Origin of the sequence: Burkholderia sp. BCC1996 (genome assembly GCF_905339955.1) — a bacterium.
Lineage (GTDB): Bacteria > Pseudomonadota > Gammaproteobacteria > Burkholderiales > Burkholderiaceae > Burkholderia.
In genome coordinates, this window is record NZ_CAJPHM010000001.1 from 205,067 (window position 1) to 225,446 (window position 20,380).

Genomic DNA, 20,380 nt, shown 5'->3' on the forward strand with positions numbered 1-20,380 from the left:
CGTCGAGAACGGGCCGCTTACTGCGTGGCTGACGCGACCGCGGTTCCCGCATCGAGAATGCCCGAGCCTGCCGGCAACGCGGTGCATGGCGTACTGGCCGCCAGCTTCGCCGTGTGCGTGCCGCTTTTCAGCTTCTGCTGGATCTGCGTGGGCGTGAGGTTGCCGTTCACCGCGAGCATCAGCGCGGCGACGCCCGTCACCTGCGGCGTCGCGAGGCTCGTGCCGCTCGCCAGGCCATAGGTGTCGCCGTCCGGAGTCGTCGTGCCGCTGTTGGCCGTCGACAGGATGTTGACGCCCGGTGCGCTGAGCGTGATGTTGGTGCCGAAGTTGCTGAACGAGGCGCGGCGGCCGGCTGCATCGCTGGCACCGACGCTGATCACGCCGCTGCAGTTCGCGGGCTGGTCGAGGCCGGTCGACAGGCCGTCGTTGCCGGCGGCGACGACGACGGTTACGCCCTTCGCGTTCACGTCGTCGATCGCCTGCTGGAACGTCTTGCTGCAGGCGCCGACGCCGCCGAGGCTGAGGTTGATGATTTTCGCCGGCGTCGGGTTGTTCGGCACCCCGGTGACGGGAATGCCGGCCGCCCAGCGCATTGCGTCGGCAATGTCGCTCGTCACGCCGCCGCATTTGCCGAGCACGCGAACCGGCAGAATCTTGCCGAGCCACGATACGCCGGCGATGCCGATGCCGTTGTTGGCGGTCGCGCCGATCACGCCCATCACGCGCGTGCCGTGCCAGCTGCTGGTGTTCGGTTCGCTTTCGCAGTGGTAGTACGGGCCGCTCGCGTTGTCGAGTTCCTGCTGCGTGACCCAGTCGCCCGGGTCGCTCGCGTCGGGGCCGCGCGACAGGCCGTTGTTGCTGGTGTTGACGCTGGTGATGAAGCTGTAGCCGGGCAGCAGGTTGCCGACGAGGTCGGGGTGCGGCCGATAGCCGGTGTCGAGCACGGCCGTCACGACGGTCGGCGAGCCTTTGGTCTGGTTCCACGCAGGCGGCAGATCGGCGCCGGCGGTCGGGTCGGACAGATACCACTGCTGGCCGTAGCTTGGGTCGCTCGGCGTGTCGCGGACCTTCATCGGATGATCCGGTTCAGCGTAGTCGACGTCGGCATCGGCGCCGAACGCCTCCGCGAGCGCCGCCGCGTCGGCGGCCGCGACGCGCTGGCCGAGCGACAGCACGGCCGCGCCGTTCGAGGCCGTCCGCTCGACCTGCACGTTCAGCGGCGTCGGCGCGGCCGCATACGCACGCGCGGCGCCGGTTGCCGTCGGCGCCGTCCAGCGTGTCATCGAACGCTGGATCACTGCGTCGAGCCGCGTGCCGTCGTCGATGGCCGCTCTTGCGTTCGTGGCCGTCAGCGTCTTCAGCCTGACGATCAGGTGATCGACCGGCGGCTCGTCGGGCGTGGTCTGGGCGGCCATTTGCGTGGCGGCCTGCTGCGACGTACACGCGTTGCTGCCGGAATTGGTGGGCGGGGTCGTCGGAGCGGGCGCGGGGGCCGGGGTCGGGGCCGGTGCCGAGTTGGTCGGCGACGGGTTGCTGCCGTCGCCGCCGCCTCCGCCGCAGCCGGCGATCGGGAGCAGGGCGGCGGCGGACAGCATGCCGGCGAGCATGCGCGCATGGGCCGAACGGGCCAGCGCGAAATTGAAACGTTTGGCTTTCATGTTGAAAGTCGATCCTCGGAGATAACCGTCGTGCCGGCGGTGGTGCCTGGTCTGGCCTAAGCCGGACCTTGATTTTTGTCGGGCGCGCGCGGGGTTCCTGCGACACGCCATGCATTGGGTAACGGCTGATGAGGCGGCTTCTTGAATATGTTTTGTGTGAAAAAGATGCGACGCGCAAACGATTGCGTTGCTGGGTTGCAGCACGAACGCGCGTTTGGAACGGGTGATCTGTTCATGAGGTGCAAGATTGCAGGCGGTCGACCCGGCGAAACATGCGGCGCGGGCGCTTTTGCGCGGCACGGAAACGATTGCGCGCGGTGTGGCCGTGACGGAGGGCGCTTGACGCTTTCCCCGATGCGGTGCGAATTTTTCGGGCGTAGGATCGCGATTCGATCAAGGTTTCGTCAGGAGAAAAGCATGGATCACCGCTTCCGTTGGCTGGCTGTCGCGTTGTCCTGCGCGCTGGCGGGCGCCGCGCACGCGCAGGCGCTCACCGGCACGCTGAAGAAGATCAAGGACACGGGCGTCGTGTCGCTCGGCATCCGCGAATCGTCGGTGCCGTTCTCGTATTCGGACAACCAGCAGAAGAACATCGGTTACTCGCGCGACATCGCGGCGCGCATCATCGATGCGCTCAAGGCGGAGTTGAAGACGCCGAACCTGACGGTGAAGGAAATCCCGATCACGTCGCAGAACCGGATTCCGCTGCTGCAGAACGGCACGATCGACTTCGAGTGCGGCTCGACGACGAACACGCTGGAGCGCCAGAAGCAGGCTGCGTTCTCGAACAGCATTTTTTTGTACGGGATCCGTTTCAGCACGCGCAAGGATTCGGGCGTGAAGGACTTCCCGGACCTGGCCGGCAAGACGGTCGCGACGACGGCCGGCACCTCCGACGAGCGGCTGCTGCGCAAGCTCAACGAAGAGAAAGGGATGAACATGACGATCATCAGCGCGAAGGACCATGCCGAAGCGTTCATGAACGTCACGACCGGGCGCGCGGTCGCGTTTGTGATGGACGAGCCGCTGCTGTACGGCGAGATCGCGAAGGACCGCAATCCGGGCGCGTACACGGTGGCGGGCACGCCGCTCGTCCACGAGAACTACGCGTGCATGATGCGCAAGGACGATCCGGCGTTCAAGCACGTGGTCGACGGCGTGATCGCGAAGCTACAGACCTCGGGCGCGGCCGAGAAGCTCTACGACCAGTGGTTCATGCAGCCGATTCCGCCGAAGGGTGTGAGCCTCAACTATCCGCTGTCGCCGGAGATGAAGCAGCTGTTCAGGAATCCGACGGATCAGGCACAGTACTGATCGAAACGTCGCAGTGGCGTGCGGGCCGACACGTTGCGTGCTCGGCCTGCACGATCGAATCCCCCGGCCTTCGGGTCGGCGTCGCGGCGCGCATCCCCGCAGCCGCAAGCGCGAGCCGGGCCCGTCGCGCCCGATGCTGAACCCCGTGTCCTGACCCTCCATCGCGTGCGTCGCGTTTATGGCGCCGCACCTCGACGGCCCGCCGTCCGCGCGTCGTCCCGCCCGGTCTTTTCTCCGTTTGCCTGAACACGTGCCCGCACCGAAGCGGGGTTGGCGGATGCGCGCCCGACGCACGTCCGGCGACGCCGTTTGCCGCGTAAACCCGAATACAGATTTCAATTTGAACTGGTCAGAATCGGCCGAAATTGTTCAACAATTTTCGGCGGAAAATCCCGGAAAGCCGCGTGTGGCGGCGCCTGGGAGGCGTTGCGACGTTTCAGCGCGAGAGCCGAACAACCCAGGAGCTTCGCCATGTCTGCTCGTTTCCCGGTTCGACATTTCCTCCGCGGCGCGCTCGTGCCGCTGGCCTTCGCATGCTCGCTCGCGTCGGCGGCGCCGCTGCAGACGGTGCGGCCCGGCACGCTGCTGGTGGGCTCCGACCTCACGTATCCGCCATACGCTTACCTGGACGCCGGCAAGCCTGCGGGTTTCGATGCCGAGTTCTCGCGGCTGCTGGCACGTCACCTGAAACTGGAGCCGGTATTTCTCGATACGCGCTTCCCGGACCTGATTCTCGGGATGAAGGCGCGCCGCTTCGACGTCGTCGCATCCGCGCTGTACGTGACGCCCGAGCGCGTGAAGCAGGTCGATTTCGTGCCGTACCTGAAGACGGGCGCGTCGCTGCTCGTCGCGAAGGGCGGCGCGTTCCTGCCGAAGACGCCGCAGGACCTGTGCGGCAAGCGGGTCGGCTCGATCAAGGGCGCGTCGTGGACGCCGAAGCTGCGTGCGGTGTCGCAGGACACGTGCAAGGCGGCCGGGCGCGCCGAGATCGCGATCCTCGAGTTCCCGACGTCGCCGGAAGCGACGTCCGCGCTGCTGTCGAAGGCGGTCGATGTCCAGATCGAGGACGCGGCCGTCGCGCAGGAGATTCCGAAGCAGACGAACGGGCGCGTCGACATCAGTTCGACCACGCTGCTGTATCCGATCGTGATCGGCCTGGGCGTGACGAAGGGCGATAGCGGGTTGCAGGGTGCGCTCGAGGGTGCGTTGAACGATGCGCGGCGCAGCGGCGAATACGGCAGCCTGGTGAAGAAATACGGGTTGCAGGAGCCGACACCTGCCGACGTCGCCAACGCGCTCGGCGCGCCGAAGTAAGCGCGCGGCCAGCACGACCTGACCACCGCGCGCCGCGCGGCCGCATCACCATCCGCGGTTGAGGAGTCTTCGATGCAGTTCGATTGGCACTATGCGTTTCAGCTCTTGCGGGACCAGGATTTCTGGCGCGCCTGCGTCGTGGTCGTCGAACTCAGCGTCGCCGCGTGGCTGCTCGGCGTGTTGCTCGGCTTTCCGGTGGCGCTCGCGAGACAGTCGCACCAGCCGTTGCTGAAACGGGCGGCGGCGCTCTACATCTGGTTCTTCCGCAGCCTGCCGCTGCTCGTGCTGCTGGTCTTCATCTACAACCTGCCGCAGGTCTTTCCGGCGACGAGCGCGGTGCTGTCCGATCCGTTCATGGCCGGCCTGATCGCGATGGTGCTGAGCGAGACCGCCTATTTCGCGGAAATCCATCGCGGCGGGATCCTGTCGGTGCCGCGCGGGCAGCTCGAGGCGGGCCGCGCGCTGGGCATCCGCTTCACCGGCATCCAGCGGATGATCGTGCTGCCGCAGGCGATCCGCATTGCGCTGCCGGCGCTGGCGAACGAGTTCATCACGATCGTGAAGCTCACGTCGCTGGTGTCGGTGATTTCGCTGGCCGAGATCCTGCTCGTCGGCCAGCGGCTGTACACGCAGAATTTCCTGGTGTTCGAAACGATGCTGGCCGTGGCGTTCTACTACGTGCTGATCGTGACGGTGTTCAGCCGGCTGCTCGGTTATCTCGAGCGGTACCTCGACGTCAGCCGCCGTACGCCGGCCCAGGCCGGCCACGTCGATCTTGCGCTGCCGCCGTCGGCGCCGGCCGTCGCGCCGAGACCGCGGGCGAACGCCGAATTCGCGCTGCGCCTGAAAGGCGTGCAGCAGCGCTACGGCCGCCATGAAGTGTTGAAGGACATTCATCTCGACGTCGCGCCCGGGCAGGTCGTGTCGATCATCGGGCCGTCCGGCTCCGGCAAGACGTCGCTGATTCGTACCGTCAACGGCCTCGCGCCGGTGAACGCGGGCGAGATCGACCTGTACGGAGAGCCGTTCATCCGCGCGTCGGGTTCGCATCCGCCGCGCGTGTCGCACGAGCGCATCCTCGACATCGGCATGGTGTTCCAGAGCTTCAACCTGTTCCCGCATCGCACCGCGCTGCAGAACGTGATGATGGCGCCGTGCTATCACCGGCAGGCCGATGCGGCGGCGATCCGGCTGCAGGCGCTGTCGCTGTTGTCGAAGGTCGGGATGCTCGAACATGCGAACAAGTATCCGCATCAGCTGTCGGGCGGCCAGCAGCAGCGCGTCGCCATTGCGCGCGCACTCGCGACGCGGCCGTCGATCATGCTGTTCGACGAGCCGACGTCGGCCCTCGATCCGGAGCTCGTCGGCGAAGTGCTGAAGGTCGTCGAGACGCTGGCGAAAGAGGGGATGACGATGATCATCGTGACCCACGAGATGAATTTCGCGTTCAAGGTGTCCGACCGGATCGTGTTCATGGAGAACGGGCGCATCCTGTACGACGTGCCGCCGGACCGGATTCGCGGCAGCGTGGACGCGCGTGTGAAGGATTTTCTGAAGCACGTTCACTTCGCATGACGAATGACCGGATGGGAGCGGGAATGGATCCGACGGATTTCCGGCTGGGCGACGTGAACGATCACGCGTGTGCGGAACGGGTGCGTGCGTGTCTTGCGCATGCCGACGCGCATCCCGGCGATATCGAAGCCGCGTGGCTCGCGCGGCGCGACGACGCGGCGGTCGCCGATGCGCGCGCCTGGGATGCGGCGCGGCGCGCCGGCGCGATCGATGCGCCGCTGGCTGGCACCGTGCTGACGGTGAAGGCCTGCTTCGATTGCACCGGCTGGGTCACGCATGCCGGTTCGCGCGTGCTGGCCGACGAGCCGCCGGCGCGAATCGACGCGGCGCCGGTGTCGGCACTGCGTCGGGCCGGCGCGGTACTGGTCGCGCAGACGGCGATGACCGAGTTCGCGTACGGCGCGCTCGGCGTGAACCGTGCGTACGGGACGCCGACGACGCCGCTCGATGCGCGGCGCGAGCGGGTGGCCGGCGGATCGAGTTCGGGCGCGGCGGTGTCGGTGGCGCTCGGTGCGGCCGACCTGTCGCTGGGTTCCGATACGAGCGGGTCGGCACGCATTCCGGCCGCATTCTGCGGCGTGACCGGATTCAAGCCGTCGCGCGGGCGCTATGCGAGCGACGGCATGCGGTTTCTGTCGACGAGCTTCGACGTGCCGGGCCTGCTGGCCGCGACGGTCGGGCTGTGCCGGCAGGCGGACGTTGCGCTGCACGGCCGCGAAGCGCGGCGGCGGCGACCGGCGGCGATCCGCGACCTGCAGTTCATCGTGCCCGAGGCGTTCGTCGCCGACGACGTCGACCCGGTCGTCGGACGCGCATTCGACGCGTGGCTGTCCCGACTGTCCGCGCACGGCGCACGGATCCGGCGCAAGCGGCTCGATTGCGTGGCCGAGGCCGGCGCGGTCGCCCGCGCGGGCGGCATCATCGCGGCAGAGGCGTTCATGCTGCATCGTGCGCGGCTGGCCGCGGCGGCGGACCGCTACGATCCGCTGGTCGGCCCGCGCATCGCTGCAGGCGAGCAGGTGCGGGCGCACGACTACGCCGCGGCGCTGCGGCGCCTGGCTGCACTGGCCGACGCGTACCACGCCGAACTCGGCGACGCGGATGCGGTGCTGACGCCGACGGTGCCGATGCTGCCGCCGCGCGTGGCCGATCTGGCCGACGAAGCAGCATACCTCGCACAGAACGCGCGTGCGTTCCGGCTGACCGAATTCGCGAACCGGCTCGACCTGCCGAGCATCAGTGTGCCCGGCGACCTGCGCAACCGGCAGCCGGTCGGCTTGCTGATCACCGGGCATCGTGGCGAAGACGCGCGACTGCTCGATGTCGCCGCAGCGGTGGAGCGCGCGCTGACCGCCGATTCCGCATGACGCATTGTCCGGCGGCAAGGATCACCTTGCCATTTTTCATCGTAACTATTCAGAGGTGCTTATGATCGTCGTGAGATCGGCCGATATCGCCAATACCGAGCGCCATGCGCGCGGCCCGGGCTGGGACAGCAAGCGCATGATCGTCAAGCAGGACGGCGTCGGCTATTCCGTTCATGAGACGCGCGTGCACGAAGGCGCCGAACTGCATCTGCACTACAAGAACCACTTCGAGACCAACTACTGCGTGGCCGGAGAGGGGGAGGTCGTCGACACGGCGACCGGCAACGTGCACCGGATCACGCCCGGAACGATCTACGCGCTGAACCTGAACGATCCGCATGTCCTGCGCGCGACGCGCGGCGACCTGCATCTCGTGTGCGTGTTCAATCCGCCGCTGACGGGACTCGAGACGCATCGGGAAGACGGCAGTTACGCGCTGCCGACGGAGCAGGCCTGACGGCGCGAGCGGTCGGGCCGTTGCGTGCCTTTTCGTGCTGCCGTTGCTTGCCACGTCTTGAGGCAAGCAACGGCGGCGCGGCGTGCAGGGTCAGGCCGCCTCGCGATGGCTGCGCTTGATTGCCGCGACGAGCATCCGCTCGGAATCGTCGAGATAGCGCGCGAGCGCGGTGACGGCTTCGCTGCGGCGGTTCTGCGTGAGCAGGTCGTAGATCTGGTATTCGCGCTGGATCCAGTCGGGCGTTTGCACGCGTTTCTCGTCGGGATCCGCGGCGAAGACGAGCCGCAGCTGTGCGGAGATGGTCCGGAAGAACTCGTCGAGCAGCGCCGACTTCTGCAGCGCGACGATGTGCTGGTGAAAGCGCAGGCTGTGCGTGCCGACGGCCTGCCAATTTTCCTTGTCGAGTTCGCGCTCGGCCGCGCGAATGGCGGCCTGCATCTTTTCGAGCAGCGCCGGCTGCGCGAGTTCGGCCGTGTTCAGCGCATGCAGCTCGAGCGTGCGGCGCGCGACGTAGAGATCGCGTACGTCCTGGCGATTCAGCGTGCGCACGACGACACCCTTGTGGCGCACGAACGTGACGAGCCCTTCGCGGCCGAGCTGATGCAGGACTTCGCGAAGCGAGTTGCGCGACGTGTCGTATTCGGCCGCGAGGTCCATCTCGATCAGCGCGGTGCCGGGCGGTAGCTTGCCGCTGATGATGTGTTCCCGCAGTTGATGGCTGATCCGGTCGGCGACCGACTGTCCTCTCGCTTTTTCGCTTGCCATTCCGTTCGTTCGCTCCTCTCCTGGTCGTGCGCCGCCGGCGTGGCCGGCCGGCGGCGTTTCGCCATTCTACGGGCTACGGACCGCGTTACGCCGTCTTGTCGTGCTGCCAGTCGGCCTGCGGCGGCTGCATCCCGTGCTGGCCACGGTAGGGCGCGACGGGCGGCTGCGACCAGCCTTCGAGCAGGCTAGGGTCGAGCCGGTATACCTCGACGCCGAGCGGCCGGCACACGTCGATCGGGTCGCGTGCGTCGGGGCCCCACATCGGCACCGAAAGGTCGCCGCCCGGACACGTGGACATCGCGCACAGCACGTCGATTTCCGCGAAGAACTCGAGGTAGTCGCCCGGCTGCGCGGGACAGGCCTTCATGAAATATTTGTCATCGTCGTTCAGGCCGGTGCACTGGAACACGTTGAGCACGTCGTGCACGTCGAATTCGGTCAGCCCGTACGGCGCGACCGCCCGCACGAGGTTCGAATGACAGTGGAAATGAAAATCCTCGCCGGTCAGCAGCTTGTTCACGTACGGGTCGCAGCGCGTGCCGAGCAGGTCGTGCACGCGGCCGCCGTCGCCGTCGACGCCATAGCCGGCGAGCGTGTCGTCGGTGATCGTGACCAGCGGCCGCAGGTACGGCAGCGTCGACCAGAGCCGGTCGAACGTCGTCACGTGCGCGGCCTGCAGCTGACGTGTGCGCGACGCCCACATGCGCTCGCGCGGATTGTGCAGGTTCCAGATGTTGAAGTCGGCGACTTGCGGGCCTTCGAGCGTGACGATCCGGAACACGTGACCCGCCGGCACCGTCCACGCGAAGCCGCTGCGGATCGGCACGACGTGCGACGCGATCCGTTCGCGCGCGTCCCGGCGCTGGGCGATCGCGGAATAAAAGGCTTTGTCGACGTTCAGGACGGAACCCTTGGTGACCTGGTAGGCGGCGGGATAGTTCGACATGACGCGGTGCTCTCGGGGAAATTTGCAGATTCGGAGATCCGGCTGGAATCCGTTGTGGTGGCCGGTCAGGCGTCAATTTTCATGCTGGATTGTTCAACAATTTATTGGCGCTGCGAGGAGTATAGGGGGAACGCCGGGAGGTGTGTCAATCGGTGGAAAGTACGGAGGGGCGCGGCGAGCCGCGGATGCGCGCAGGCAGGCGAGTGGCGCCGCAAACAAAAAACGAAATATGGATCAAAACCGTGGCCGTGCCGGCCGCCGGACCGGCTCGCCATGATCGGCAAGCGGGGCGTGTAACGCGTTTCGAAACCTGACGCAATCCGCATTCAACCGCGCCCGCGCCAGGGGATTCCTGTCGCGTTGCGCAACAACAGGCACAATATGCGCTTCGCCGCGCACCGTTGTTCGACTTCGAGCAGCACGGCGCGTGTCGCCGCCGTCCGAACTTTCCCGGTTGTCATGAACGCCTCGCTCACTCCCGCGCGCGAATCGAACTCCCCGCGCTTCCTGTTGTTCCTGATTTGCCTGTTCGCCTCCGCCGGCCAGCTCGCGATCGACATCTACGTGCCTGCGCTGCCCGACATGGCGCGTTCGTTCGCGACCACGCCGCAGGCGATCCAGTCGAGTGTCTCCGGCTACATGGCCGCCTATGCGCTCGGCCAGCTGATCTTCGGTCCGGTTGCCGATGCATACGGGCGCAAGCGCGTGCTCGCGTTCGGGCTGGTCATCTACACGATCGGCTGCCTGCTGTCGCTCGGCGCGCCGAACCTGGAGACGTTCGTGCTGGCGCGCTGCCTGCAGGGCTTCGGGATCGCGACCACGAACCTGCTCGCGAAGGCGATCATCACCGACTCGTTCTCGGGCCAGGCGCTGATGCATGCGTTCACCTATATGTCGATCGCGTGGGGGCTCGCGCCGATCATCGCGCCGGTGATCGGCGCGCACCTGCAGGAATGGTTCGGCTGGCGCGCGTGCCTCGTGTTCCTGCTGGTGTATTCGCTGGTGATGTGGGCGCTGCTGTGGCGCTATCGCGAGACCTTGCCGAAGCCGGTCCATCTCGAGCCGCGCACGCTGATGGCGAACGCGGGCAAGGTGCTCGCGAGCCCGGTGTTCCAGAGCTGCTTCCTCGCGCAGGGGCTGTGCTACAGCATCCTGCTGGTGTTCAACATCGTCGGGCCGTTCATGGTGCAGACCACGCTGCACAAGCCGCCGACCTTCTTCGGCTATCTCGCGCTCGGGATCGGGCTGATGTATTTCCTCGGCGGCCTGTCGAACCGGATTCACGGGCGCGGGCTGCCGAGCGCCGAGCAGCGGTTGCGCATCGGCGCACGCGTGATGGCGGTCGCGGCGGTCGCGATGCTGGTGCTGGCGCTGACCGTCGGGCTGCGCGTATGGACGCTCGCGACGCCGGTGCTCGTGATGGGCTTCTGCGCGGGCGCGATGTATCCGACGCTGATGGCGAAGGGCAATTCGCTGTTTCCGCATATCGCGGGGCTGACGAGCGCGATCCTCGGGTGCGCGCTGCTGCTCGTGTCGTCCGCGATGATGGGGCTGGCCGGTTTCGTATCGATTCACGTGCTGACGCCGCTCGCGGTGTTCTTCGTCGCGCTGTCGTTCATCGTCGTGTGGATGGTGACGAAGCTGCTGCGCTACCTCACGCAGCAGCAGGCGGCGAGCGTGGCTTGCGGGAGCGGGGAAGCCGCGTAAGGCGCGTCGACGGGGGCGGCAGCGGCACGCCCGCCGCTCACAGCGGGTGTGCCGCGCCCGCCTGCGCCAGCAGCGAAACCGCAACCGGATCCGGCATGCCGTTCGAATCGATCGCGCCGGCCTTGGCCAGCGCGGCGAGGTCGCTGTCGACGCCCGGTTGGCCGACCACGAACGGCGTCGTCAGGAAGGCCGGCGCCGACAGCGTGACCGCATAGCGCTGCTGCAGATTCGTCACCACCGCCGATTGCGCGGCCTGCACCGTGTTCGGGCTGCCCATCACCTGCTGGAAGTGCGCATTCCCCTGGAAATTGCCGATCAACCCGGCCGTGTTCGTGCCGAGCTGCGCGGCGAGATAGACGAGCATCAGCTCGGTCTCGGGCGTCGTGTTGAAGGTGCCGCCCGCGTAGGCGAGCGAATGCAGGCTCGTGCCGCTCGACGCGACGGTGATCACGCACGGCAGCACAGCGTTGACCGCCACGCGGTAGTTGCCGCCGCCGTCGGTCAGCGTCGTCGCCGAGCCTTGCGCGCAGCTGACCGTCACCGATGCGCTCGCGAGCGCGGAGCCCGTGGCGGCCGTGCCGGACAGCGCGACGGTTTGCGTGTTGGCGTTGTTGAAGCAGACGTCGACGCCGAAGCAGGCGTCGCCGTTGCAGCCGGCAAGCGTCGCGAGGGCCGCGGCGCACAGCGTGCCCAGCGCGGGGCGGAGGAAGCGCGGATGGCGAAGGTTCATGGTCGCGGGCGGATCGGAAGAGTGAGCGCGGCAGGGCAACCGGCGCGCGCCGACGCTTCGGCGCGCTGTTCGTATTCTAGGTCTCCGATCGCGGGGTTGCTGGCCCGTTTGTTCGCCGCGGCCTGCGGCGTCCGGCATGGCTGGCGCCCGTTACGGCTTGCGCGCGGCCGGTTTCGCGAACGCGCCGCGCACCTCGAAGCCGATCGCATCCGCCACGTTGCCGCGCGCATCGACGAGTTCGAGCCGATGCCGGCCCGGCCACGGCATCCACGCGATGCGGTCGGCGTGGCCGATCACCTTGTCGTCGAGCCGCCACGCGAACCGTGCGGCATGCCCGGAAGATCGCTCGAACCAGATTCGCTGATTCTTCGGTGGAATGTCCGGATCGATCGCGAAGATCGTGCCGTCGGTCGGCGCACCGATCGTCAGCGGCGCGCGCGCGCCGTCCTTGCCCGGCGTGACGGGCGCGGCGAGCCGGATCGTGTCGAGCGCCGTGCCCGCGACGAACCACTCGTTGCGCGACGGTTCGACGTCGCGCTCGAACGTGATGCGGCGTGCTTCGACGCCGGCCGGCGGACGCGGCGCACGGCTCGGCAGGTCGCGGTGCAGGTAGCCGACGACGGCCGACCACACCGGCGACGCGCCCGTGACGCCCGACACGTCCCACATCGGCGAGCCGTCCGCATTGCCGACCCACACGCCGACCGTATAGCGCGACGTGAAGCCGACGGTCCAGTTGTCGCGCATGTCCTTGCTCGTGCCGGTCTTCACCGCCGAGAAGAAGCGCGTCGCGAGCGGATTGTCGAAGCCGAACGTGCGCACGCGCGCGTTGTTGTCGGCGAGGATGTCGGTGACGACGAAGCTGGCCGCTTCGCTGAACACGCGCGTGCCGTTGTCCGCACGCCCCACTGCCGATGCGCCGGCAGCGGGCGACGGCGCAGGCAGGTCGACGACCTTGCGCGCGACGCCGCCGTTCGCGAGCGCGCGATACGCATTGGTCAGCGACAGCAGCGTGACGTCCGCGCTGCCGAGCGCGAGGCTGAAGCCGTAGTAGTCGCCTTCCTGCGCGAGCGGCAGGCCGAGCGCGGTCAGCGTGCGCGCGAAGCGATGCGGCGTGACGAGCACGAGCGTGCGCACGGCCGGCACGTTCAGCGAGCCGCCGAGCGCGCTGCGCACGCTCACCCAGCCCTTGAAATCCTTGTCGTAGTTCTGCGGAATGTAGAGGCCGCCGCCGGCCGCGAGGTTGATCGGCGCGTCGTCGAGCAGCGACGCGGCCGTCAGCCGCTTCTCGTCGATCGCCTGCGCATAGAGGAACGGCTTGAGTGTCGAGCCGGCCTGGCGCGGCGCGAGCACGGCGTCGACGTCGCGTGCGCTCGACAACGCGCCCGACGAACCGACCCACGCGCGAATCTCGCCGGTCGCGTTGTCGATCACGACGACTGCGCCGTCCTGCACGTTGCGCCGGTGCGCGGGCGCGTTGAGCTCGGTCAGCGCGCGCGTGAGCGTGTCGCGCGCGAAGCGCTGCAGCGGCGCATCGAGCGTCGTGCGCACCTGCGCGCCGGCCGCGGGCCTGACCTCGGCCGCGATGCGGCGCGCGAAGTGCGGGGCGAGGGCGGCGCCGTCCGCCGTCAGGTCGTTACGCACGGCATTGGCCGGGCGCGCGATCACGAGCTGCACGTAGCCGTCGAGCGACGCGCAGGCCTGCTCCGCGTGCATGTCGCGCAGGATCCGGCACGCACGCTCGGCGACCTTCGCGCTCGCCGCGTTGGGCGCGCGCACCAGCGCTGCCGCGATCGCGGCTTCACGTGCGTCGAGGCCGGACGGCGCCTTGCCGAACAGCACCTGCGACAGCGCGGCGAGCCCGACCGTCTCGCCGCGGAACGGCACGAGATTCAGGTAGGCCTCGAGGATCTGGTCCTTGCGCCAGCCGCGTTCGAGCAGCAGCGCGTTCATCGCCTGCGTGGCCTTCTGCGGCAGCGAGCGCTGGCCCGAGCGGCGCGGTTCGTCATTGAGGAGCCCGGCGAGCTGCATCGTCACGGTAGACGCGCCGCGCGTGCGCTGGTTCCACAGGTTGCCCCATGCCGCACCGGCGATCCCGCGCCAGTCGACGCCGCTGTGTTCGTAGAAGCGCTTGTCCTCGGACACGACGATCGCCTCGCGGAACGCGGGCGACACGTCGGCGAGCGACACCCAGTCGCCGCGCCGTTCGGCGAGGTCGACGCGCGTGCGCTGCAGCGGCGTGCCGTCACGCGCGAGCAGCACCCAGTCGGAACTGCGCCAGTTGCGGCGCACGTCGTCGTAGCCGGGCAGCGCGTGCGCGACGAGCGGCGCGGCCAGCACGACGGCGACGAAAACGCGGCCGGCGAAGCGCACCTGCCGCGGCAATCCATGATCGATCATCGCGTACCCGTTACTTGCCCGCGTCGGCCGGCTTCACGGTCATCGGCGGGTTCGGCCACAGGCCGTACACGGATGGCGCGTACAACGCCTCCACGCGCGTCGGCGGCAGCCCGAAGGTGCCGACGTTGTTCAGCCGCACCGTGTACTCGACCGAGAGCTTGCCCTTCCGCAGATAGTCGTAATACGCGCGGTAGCCGTCGAAATCGCGTTCGATGAACGCCGGCCATGCGCCGTCCGGGGATTTCTCGCCTTGCGTCGCGGCTTCCGAATCGCGGCCGAGGCCCGAGCCGAGGATCGTCGCACCGGACGGGATCGGATCGTTGACGACGACCCACGTCATGTCGCTCTGCGCGTCGATGTCGAGATGCACGCGCACGACGTCGCCGCGCGTCAGCACGCCCTTGACGGCGGGCGACACGGGCGTGATGGTCTTCGTGATCCGGTAGCCGGCCGCGAACGGCGCGCGCAGCGGCACGGCCGCGAGGCTTTCGACGGTCGCCCACGGGCGGCCCGTGCCGTCCTGCGTGACGGACAGCGTGGCCGGCGCCTGGGCCGCACGCGGCCACGGCATCAGCACGCTGCGCGCGGCGGCGGCGCGGGTCGCGGGAGTGGCCGACGCGGGGCTGTCGGCGGGCGCGGTCGAGGGTGCCTGCGACCACCAAATCGCGCGCTCGTTGCCGCCGAGCGCGACCTTCGTCGTGCCGGCCACCGGCGTGCTCTCGTAGGTGCGCGAGAAGCGCTCGATCGCGAGCTGGCCGAGTGCGTTCGACGTCGTCGTCTGCCATGCGCCCTGGCGTTGCAGCGCGAGCAGGCCGGTCGCCACGCGCGGCATCTCGTCCTTCCACGCCGGGTCGCCCGCGAATTCCAGCGCGAGCCGCGCGGCGTTGGTCTCGTTGCTCGTCATCAGCCACCACAGGTCGTCGTCGCGCGCGGTCGAGAACACGAGCTGCGTGCCCTGGTACGTGAGGCGCGCCCGCAGGATCTGCTCGACCTGCGCGCGTTTCGCGTCGCGCTGCGGGATGTCCTTCACGCGCGTGAGGATCGCGTGATAGTCGAGCACCGCCGACGTCGGCCACTGGTTCGGCGCGATCTCGATCGAACCGAGCATGCGGCCCTGGGCTGCACCGTAGCGCGACAGCGCCTCGATCGCGGCAAGCTTGCGCAGGTCGCGATCCTGGCGCGGAGCCCACGCGTTGCGCTCGATGCGGCCGTCGACGAAACGCGCGAGCCCGGCCTCGAGCTGCGTGCGCAGGTCTTCCGGCAGCGCGAAGCGCGGGTCGAGGCGGCCGGCCTCGTCGGCGACCACGAGCAGATACGACGACAGCGTCGGGCTGCCGTAGTGCGCATCGTCGGAGGACGGCGGGAAGTAGTTCGCTAGTCCGTCGCTGTCGAGGTAGACGGGCATGCGCGCCACCAGCGCCTGCCATTGCGCGGCGTCGTGCAGGCCGATCGCGCGCGACGTCTGCTGTTCGAGGCAGCGGTACGGATAGCGCTCGAACCAGCGCCGCACGCCGGGCAGGCCGTCGGCGAGCTTCGACTGCAGCGACACGGCGATGCCGCCGCGCGGCGCGCCCTGCGCGTTGTTGACGGCGCCCGCCGGGGCGGACACGGGCAGCGTCAGCGTGCCGTCGACCTGCGTGAGCGTGGCCTGCTGCACGGTGACCGGCAGCGCGGGCACGACCTTCTGCGCGACGGCCAGCGCGTCGGACGCGCGCTTGCCGCCTTGCTCGGCCGCCTCCATGCGCCAGTTCAGCGCGCCGGCCGCGTCGAGCGCCTGCTCGGGCACGGTGATCGTCCACGCGACCTCGGCCGCCGCATTGGCCGCGAGCGACACGGTTTGCGGCGCGACGTCGAGGCCCGTCACGCGCGGCGTCACGACGACCTGCATCGCGCGGTCGGTCGTGTTGCGCAGCGTGACCTGCGCGCGGAACGCATCGCCTTCGCGCACGAGCGGCGGCAGGCCGGAGATCAGCTGCAGGTCCTGCGTGCTGCGGATCGACGTGCTGCCGGTGCCGAAGCGGTCCGCGCCGACCGCCGCGATCGCGACGATCCGGAAGCGCGTGAGCGCATCGTTCAGCGGCACTTCGACGGTCGCGCTGCCGTTCGCGTCGAGCGTCACGCGCGGATTCCACAACAGCAGCGTGTCGAACAGCTCGCGCGTCGGCGCGCTGCCGCCGCCGCCGCCGGCCGGCACCGCCTTGCGGCCGAAGTGGCGGCGGCCGACGATTTCCATCTGCGCGGTGGCCGTCTCGACGCCGTACGCGCGTCGCTGCAGCATCGCGTCGAGCAGGTCCCAGCTGTTGTTCGGCATCAGCTCGAGCAGCGCCTCGTCGACGGCCGCGACCGCGATCTGCGTGCCGGCCGGCGCGGGCTGCCCGTTCGGCAGCGTGACCTTCACGTGCGCCTGCGCCTTGCCGCGCACCGTGTAGCGCGTCGCGTCGGTCGTCACGGTCACGCCGAGACGATGCACGCCGGTGCCGACCTTGATCTCGCCGAGGCCATAGCGGAACGCGGGCTTCGACAGGTCGACGAACGCGGTCGGCGCTTCATGGTAGCGGCCTTCGCGCCAGAACGCGCGGGCCCATTCGACCGGCGCCTTCCAGCCCCACGTGAAGAACGAGTACCACGGCACTTCGCGAATCCGGCCGCGCAACGCGAGCACCGACACGTAGACGTTCGGCCCCCACGATTCGCCGACCTTCAGGTCGACGGTCGGGTTCTTGCCGTTCAGCTCGACGACGTGCGTTTCCATCACGCCGCCGCGTTCGACCGCGACGAGCGCGCTCGCGTAGCGGAACGGCATGCGCACCTGGAAGCGGGCCGTTTCGCCCGGTTCGTAGGACGTCTTCTCCGGGATCACGTCGATCCGGTCGGTGTTGTCGCCGCCGAACCAGAGTTGGTCCTCGCGCGTGACCCAGACGGACGTCGACGCATTCGACGTGCGGCCGTCGCCGTCCTTCGCGACCGCGATCAACTGGACGTTGCCGGCCTGTTCGAGCGTCGCGTCGCAGGCCATGCGGCCCTTGTCGTCGGTCTTGCCCGAGCACAGCACGCCGAGGTCGCGCGTATCGCTCTTGTTGTCGTAAGCATAGAAGCCGCCGACCATCCGCTTGCGCGACGTCGTCGTGATGTGCGCGACGCCCTTGATCTCGATCGACACCGAGGCACGCGGCTTGCCCTGCAGGTCGACCGCGAGCGCCTGCACCGGCACGCGCTGGCCGACCGACACCCAGCGGCCGGCCTTGATGCCGGCCACCACCGCGGCCGGCCACAGGATCGTGTCGCCGCGGATCGTCTGCACTTCGCCGTTCGGGTCCGCGAACGTCGCCTCGAGCGCGATGCGCTTCGGCGCGTCGACGTCGGGCAGGCCCTTGAGCGTGACGGAACCCGCGCCGTTGCGGTCGAGCGTGAGCGGCAGCTTGTCCGCGATCAGCTTCGTCGCGTCGGGATCGTTGTTCGCGGCGGATGTGCTGTCGCCGTCCTGCGCATCGTCGTCGGCGTTGCCGTCGCTGCGCTCCGGACGATAGGGCGTGAAGCTGAAGTCCTCGAAGCGATCCGCGAACGGCGGCGATGCCCACTTCATCAGCGCCGACACCTGCACGGGCAGGTTCGATGCGCCGCCGCCCGACACGTAGTCGATCTGTACCGCGAGCGGCGCTTCCTTGACCGCGACGAGCGGGCTCTTCTGCGCGTCGCGCGCGCCGATCGTCCCCTTGAGCACCGGCAGGCGGAACGCCTCGACGCGGAAGCTGCCGCCGTAGTAGCTGGCGGTCGGCGCATCGTCCGGGCCGCCTTCGAGCGACACGCTGTATTCACCGAGCTTCGCCGCGGGCGGCAGCGTGAACTGCGTGTCTGCGCTATGGTCGGCCGACCACGTGAGCGGCAGCTTGTAGGTCTGGTCGGAGCCGAGATGGCGGATCGTCACGCGTGTCGGGTAGTGCGCCGGGAACGCGAGGCTCTGCAGCGTCTCGGTGCGCAGGAAGTGCTTCATCGACACGGTTTCGCCGGCCCGCAGCAGCGTGCGGTCGAACACGGTATGCGCGCGCACGGTCGGCGCGCTGTCGGTGTCGGTCGGCACGTTGAAGCGCCACGATTCGATCCCGCGGTTCCAGTTCGAGCTGACGAACGCCATGTCGCGGCCCGTCGTCGGATCGTCGACGCGTGCCGACACGAAGTAGTCGTCGAAGCGTTCCGACTGGCTGCATTCGCGTTTCGGCTCGAACGGGCCGTCGATCTTCAGCAGGCCTTGCGCATCGGTCTTGCCCGACGCGATTTCGTCGCCATTGCAGTCCGACACGCGGATCTGCGCGTTCGGCACGGGCTTGCCCTTGTCGAGCGTCGTGACCCACACGAGGTTGTTCTCGCGGCCCTGTTTCAGGTGCACGCCGAGATTCGTGACGAGCACGGTGGTGCGCACGTACATGCTCGACGGCTTCGCGAGCAGCGAGCGGCCGAGCGCGGGCGACGCGAGTTCGAGCACGTAGAAGCCGGGCTTGTCGATCGGCACGCCGACGACCTCGAACGGACGCAGCGCCTTCGGGTCGGCCTTCGGCAGCGTCAGCGCCTGCGCACCCGGTTCGCCGGCGAGCAGCGACAGCGAGCGCACGTCGATGCGGCGGTTCTGCGGCGCGGGCATCTTCTCGCCGGCCTCGAGCGGCACGTAGACGGGGTGCTGGCCCTTGCGCCGGAGCAGGCCTGGGACGCGTTCGTCGATCGTGCCGGCCGTCATCGACCAGTTGTCGAAGCGCTCGACGGTGCGCATCCATTGACGGATCGCGGTGTCGTCGTCGACCTTCAGGTTCGAGAATTGCGCGCCGCTCGTGTTGAGGCCCGCGATGCGCAGGTCGGCCTCGACGTTGCGCAGCGTGACGGGCACGAGTGCCGGCGTATCGGGTTCGGCGAAGCGCTCGACGATCCCGAACGTGCCCGACGAGAATTTCGCGAGCGGCGGCATCGGTGCGGTGCGCGTCGCGAGCGGGAACAGGTCGGCGTTCGAGAGCGTGCGCTCGGTCACGTCGCGCAGGCCGGACGGCAGCTCGATCGTCAGGTTCGCCTGCGCGGGCAGCGGCGGGTTGAACGTGACGGTCGTCACTTCGTCGCTGTGGTCGTCGGCCGCGAAGGTCGGCGAAAGCGAACCGTCAGGACCGCTCAGCCTGATCGCCTCGGCGTTCTTGCGCGAGATCGGTGCATTGAACGACAGCGTCAGCGGACGCAGCGGCGTGCAGGGCGCCTTCGCGTTCTCGCGCTCGCACGAGAAGCTCGCGGCGAACGGCGCGCGCACGGTGAAGTCGAAGCGGCGCTCGGTGTCGTTTGCGATGCCGCTCGGGCTCGCGACGCCCTTGCCGTAGACGAGCTGCATCTTCGCGCTCGCGGGCAGCGCCTGCGCGCACGACAGCGTCAGCACGCGCGCGGCGTCCTTCTTCAGCCCGAAGTGATCGAGCAGCGCGTTGCGCGCATCGTCGTCGGCGGCCGTGACCGGGATGCGGTTGCCGATGCCGGCCGCTTCGCACCAGATGTTCGCGAGCGCGGAGCGCGGCTCGGCCGGGCCGTTCAGCTTCAGCACGAAGACCTGGCGCTCCTCGATCTCGCGCGAGCCGGGGCGCACCGTCACCGGGAACGGGCCGCCGGTTTGAAACGTGAAGCGGCGCGGGCCGCTGACCGCATTGCCGGCGACCGAACGCAGCGTGTCGTTGAGCGCGACCGAGCAGCGCACGCCCGGCGGCAGGTCGTTCTCGAAATCGTAGACCCACGTCTTGTCGTCGAGCCAGTGACCCTGGCCGCGTGCGGCGGTGGAATCGTTGCAGGTCATGCGCGCGGGACTCGGCGCGGACGCCGAACCGAACGCGACCATCGGTTCGTCGAACTTGACGACGCTCTGCCGGACTTCGGTGACCGTGCCTTGCGGCGACACGCTCACGGTGCGTGCCGCGCCCGCATGCAGCGACAGTGCGGCGGCGGCGCCGAGCGCCGCGACGGCGCCGATGCGCCAGAGCAGCCGTGTGGTGTGATGGGTTGAATGTGTGTTGTTGTGCTTGTCGTGCTGCTTCATCGCTCGATGCCCTCGGAGGGAAGCTTTCTGTTTGATTGCACGCGATTCTAACCGACGGGCATGCGAGCGGATGACGGGAAGCGGCGTGTCGCCGGGTT

General features: G+C 68.7%; 13 protein-coding genes. 6 read left to right on the forward strand and 7 right to left on the reverse strand.

From position 1 onward, the window contains the following. Positions 1-17: 17 nt before the first annotated feature. Positions 18-1,658 (reverse strand): S8 family peptidase, encoded by a 1,641-nt coding sequence (locus U4Z64_RS00920; RefSeq protein WP_321818963.1) that lies wholly within the window; start codon positions 1,656-1,658, stop codon positions 18-20. Positions 1,659-2,075: 417 nt separating this feature from the next. Here U4Z64_RS00920 and U4Z64_RS00925 point away from each other — a divergent pair, with 417 nt between their 5' ends. Further along, positions 2,076-2,972, forward strand: coding sequence for a glutamate/aspartate ABC transporter substrate-binding protein (locus tag U4Z64_RS00925; protein ID WP_124523952.1), 897 nt, complete (start codon positions 2,076-2,078; stop codon positions 2,970-2,972). A gap of 335 nt (positions 2,973-3,307) precedes the next feature. Here the strand turns inward: U4Z64_RS00925 and U4Z64_RS00930 are convergent, their stop codons facing one another. Further along, on the reverse strand, positions 3,308-3,445 hold the full coding sequence (locus U4Z64_RS00930) for a hypothetical protein (RefSeq protein ID WP_185735425.1): 138 nt from the start codon (positions 3,443-3,445) through the stop codon (positions 3,308-3,310). Here U4Z64_RS00930 and U4Z64_RS00935 point away from each other — a divergent pair. The 4 genes from U4Z64_RS00935 to U4Z64_RS00950 all read left to right on the forward strand — a co-directional run bounded on the left by U4Z64_RS00935 (position 3,444) and on the right by U4Z64_RS00950 (position 7,685). Next, positions 3,444-4,286 (forward strand): ABC transporter substrate-binding protein, encoded by an 843-nt coding sequence (locus U4Z64_RS00935; protein ID WP_321818964.1) that lies wholly within the window; start codon positions 3,444-3,446, stop codon positions 4,284-4,286. The two genes, U4Z64_RS00930 and U4Z64_RS00935, sit on opposite strands and share 2 nt — an antisense overlap. Before the next feature lie 72 nt (positions 4,287-4,358). Continuing rightward, positions 4,359-5,861 (forward strand): amino acid ABC transporter permease/ATP-binding protein, encoded by a 1,503-nt coding sequence (locus tag U4Z64_RS00940; RefSeq protein WP_321818965.1) that lies wholly within the window; start codon positions 4,359-4,361, stop codon positions 5,859-5,861. A 23-nt stretch (positions 5,862-5,884) separates the two neighbouring features. Continuing rightward, complete coding sequence (locus U4Z64_RS00945) at positions 5,885-7,228, forward strand: amidase family protein (RefSeq protein WP_321818966.1); 1,344 nt, start codon at positions 5,885-5,887, stop codon at positions 7,226-7,228. Positions 7,229-7,289: 61 nt separating this feature from the next. Continuing rightward, positions 7,290-7,685: an ectoine synthase gene (locus U4Z64_RS00950; RefSeq protein WP_044843279.1), complete on the forward strand. Its 396-nt coding sequence runs from the start codon at positions 7,290-7,292 to the stop codon at positions 7,683-7,685. A gap of 90 nt (positions 7,686-7,775) precedes the next feature. Here the strand turns inward: U4Z64_RS00950 and U4Z64_RS00955 are convergent, their stop codons facing one another. Continuing rightward, a complete protein-coding gene (locus U4Z64_RS00955; RefSeq protein WP_124523962.1) occupies positions 7,776-8,450 on the reverse strand; it encodes a GntR family transcriptional regulator in 675 nt (224 codons plus the stop codon). An 85-nt stretch (positions 8,451-8,535) separates the two neighbouring features. Beyond that, positions 8,536-9,396, reverse strand: coding sequence for an urea carboxylase-associated family protein (locus U4Z64_RS00960; RefSeq protein WP_321818967.1), 861 nt, complete (start codon positions 9,394-9,396; stop codon positions 8,536-8,538). Positions 9,397-9,855: 459 nt separating this feature from the next. On the opposite strand from U4Z64_RS00960, the gene U4Z64_RS00965 reads away from it, so the two are divergent. Continuing rightward, complete coding sequence (locus U4Z64_RS00965) at positions 9,856-11,103, forward strand: multidrug effflux MFS transporter (RefSeq protein WP_321818968.1); 1,248 nt, start codon at positions 9,856-9,858, stop codon at positions 11,101-11,103. Positions 11,104-11,140: 37 nt separating this feature from the next. On the opposite strand, the gene U4Z64_RS00970 is transcribed toward U4Z64_RS00965, so the two are convergent. The 3 genes from U4Z64_RS00970 to U4Z64_RS00980 all read right to left on the reverse strand — a co-directional run bounded on the left by U4Z64_RS00970 (position 11,141) and on the right by U4Z64_RS00980 (position 20,282). Then, positions 11,141-11,833, reverse strand: coding sequence for a hypothetical protein (locus tag U4Z64_RS00970; RefSeq protein WP_124523966.1), 693 nt, complete (start codon positions 11,831-11,833; stop codon positions 11,141-11,143). 150 nt (positions 11,834-11,983) lie between these two features. Beyond that, positions 11,984-14,233 (reverse strand): penicillin-binding protein 1C, encoded by a 2,250-nt coding sequence (pbpC, locus tag U4Z64_RS00975; protein ID WP_321818969.1) that lies wholly within the window; start codon positions 14,231-14,233, stop codon positions 11,984-11,986. A 10-nt stretch (positions 14,234-14,243) separates the two neighbouring features. Beyond that, the gene (locus U4Z64_RS00980) at positions 14,244-20,282 is read right to left on the reverse strand and encodes an alpha-2-macroglobulin family protein (RefSeq protein WP_321818970.1); all 6,039 of its coding nucleotides are present in this window, start codon (positions 20,280-20,282) and stop codon (positions 14,244-14,246) included. Positions 20,283-20,380: the final 98 nt, after the last annotated feature.

Coding starts and splice junctions, on each gene's coding strand:
- U4Z64_RS00920 (WP_321818963.1), bottom strand. CDS start 1,658: ATGAAAGCCAAACGTTTCAATTTCGCGCTGGCCCGTTCGGCCCATGCG.
- U4Z64_RS00925 (WP_124523952.1), top strand. CDS start 2,076: ATGGATCACCGCTTCCGTTGGCTGGCTGTCGCGTTGTCCTGCGCGCTG.
- U4Z64_RS00935 (WP_321818964.1), top strand. CDS start 3,444: ATGTCTGCTCGTTTCCCGGTTCGACATTTCCTCCGCGGCGCGCTCGTG.
- U4Z64_RS00930 (WP_185735425.1), bottom strand. CDS start 3,445: ATGGCGAAGCTCCTGGGTTGTTCGGCTCTCGCGCTGAAACGTCGCAAC.
- U4Z64_RS00940 (WP_321818965.1), top strand. CDS start 4,359: ATGCAGTTCGATTGGCACTATGCGTTTCAGCTCTTGCGGGACCAGGAT.
- U4Z64_RS00945 (WP_321818966.1), top strand. CDS start 5,885: ATGGATCCGACGGATTTCCGGCTGGGCGACGTGAACGATCACGCGTGT.
- U4Z64_RS00950 (WP_044843279.1), top strand. CDS start 7,290: ATGATCGTCGTGAGATCGGCCGATATCGCCAATACCGAGCGCCATGCG.
- U4Z64_RS00955 (WP_124523962.1), bottom strand. CDS start 8,450: ATGGCAAGCGAAAAAGCGAGAGGACAGTCGGTCGCCGACCGGATCAGC.
- U4Z64_RS00960 (WP_321818967.1), bottom strand. CDS start 9,396: ATGTCGAACTATCCCGCCGCCTACCAGGTCACCAAGGGTTCCGTCCTG.
- U4Z64_RS00965 (WP_321818968.1), top strand. CDS start 9,856: ATGAACGCCTCGCTCACTCCCGCGCGCGAATCGAACTCCCCGCGCTTC.
- U4Z64_RS00970 (WP_124523966.1), bottom strand. CDS start 11,833: ATGAACCTTCGCCATCCGCGCTTCCTCCGCCCCGCGCTGGGCACGCTG.
- pbpC (WP_321818969.1), bottom strand. CDS start 14,233: ATGATCGATCATGGATTGCCGCGGCAGGTGCGCTTCGCCGGCCGCGTT.
- U4Z64_RS00980 (WP_321818970.1), bottom strand. CDS start 20,282: ATGAAGCAGCACGACAAGCACAACAACACACATTCAACCCATCACACC.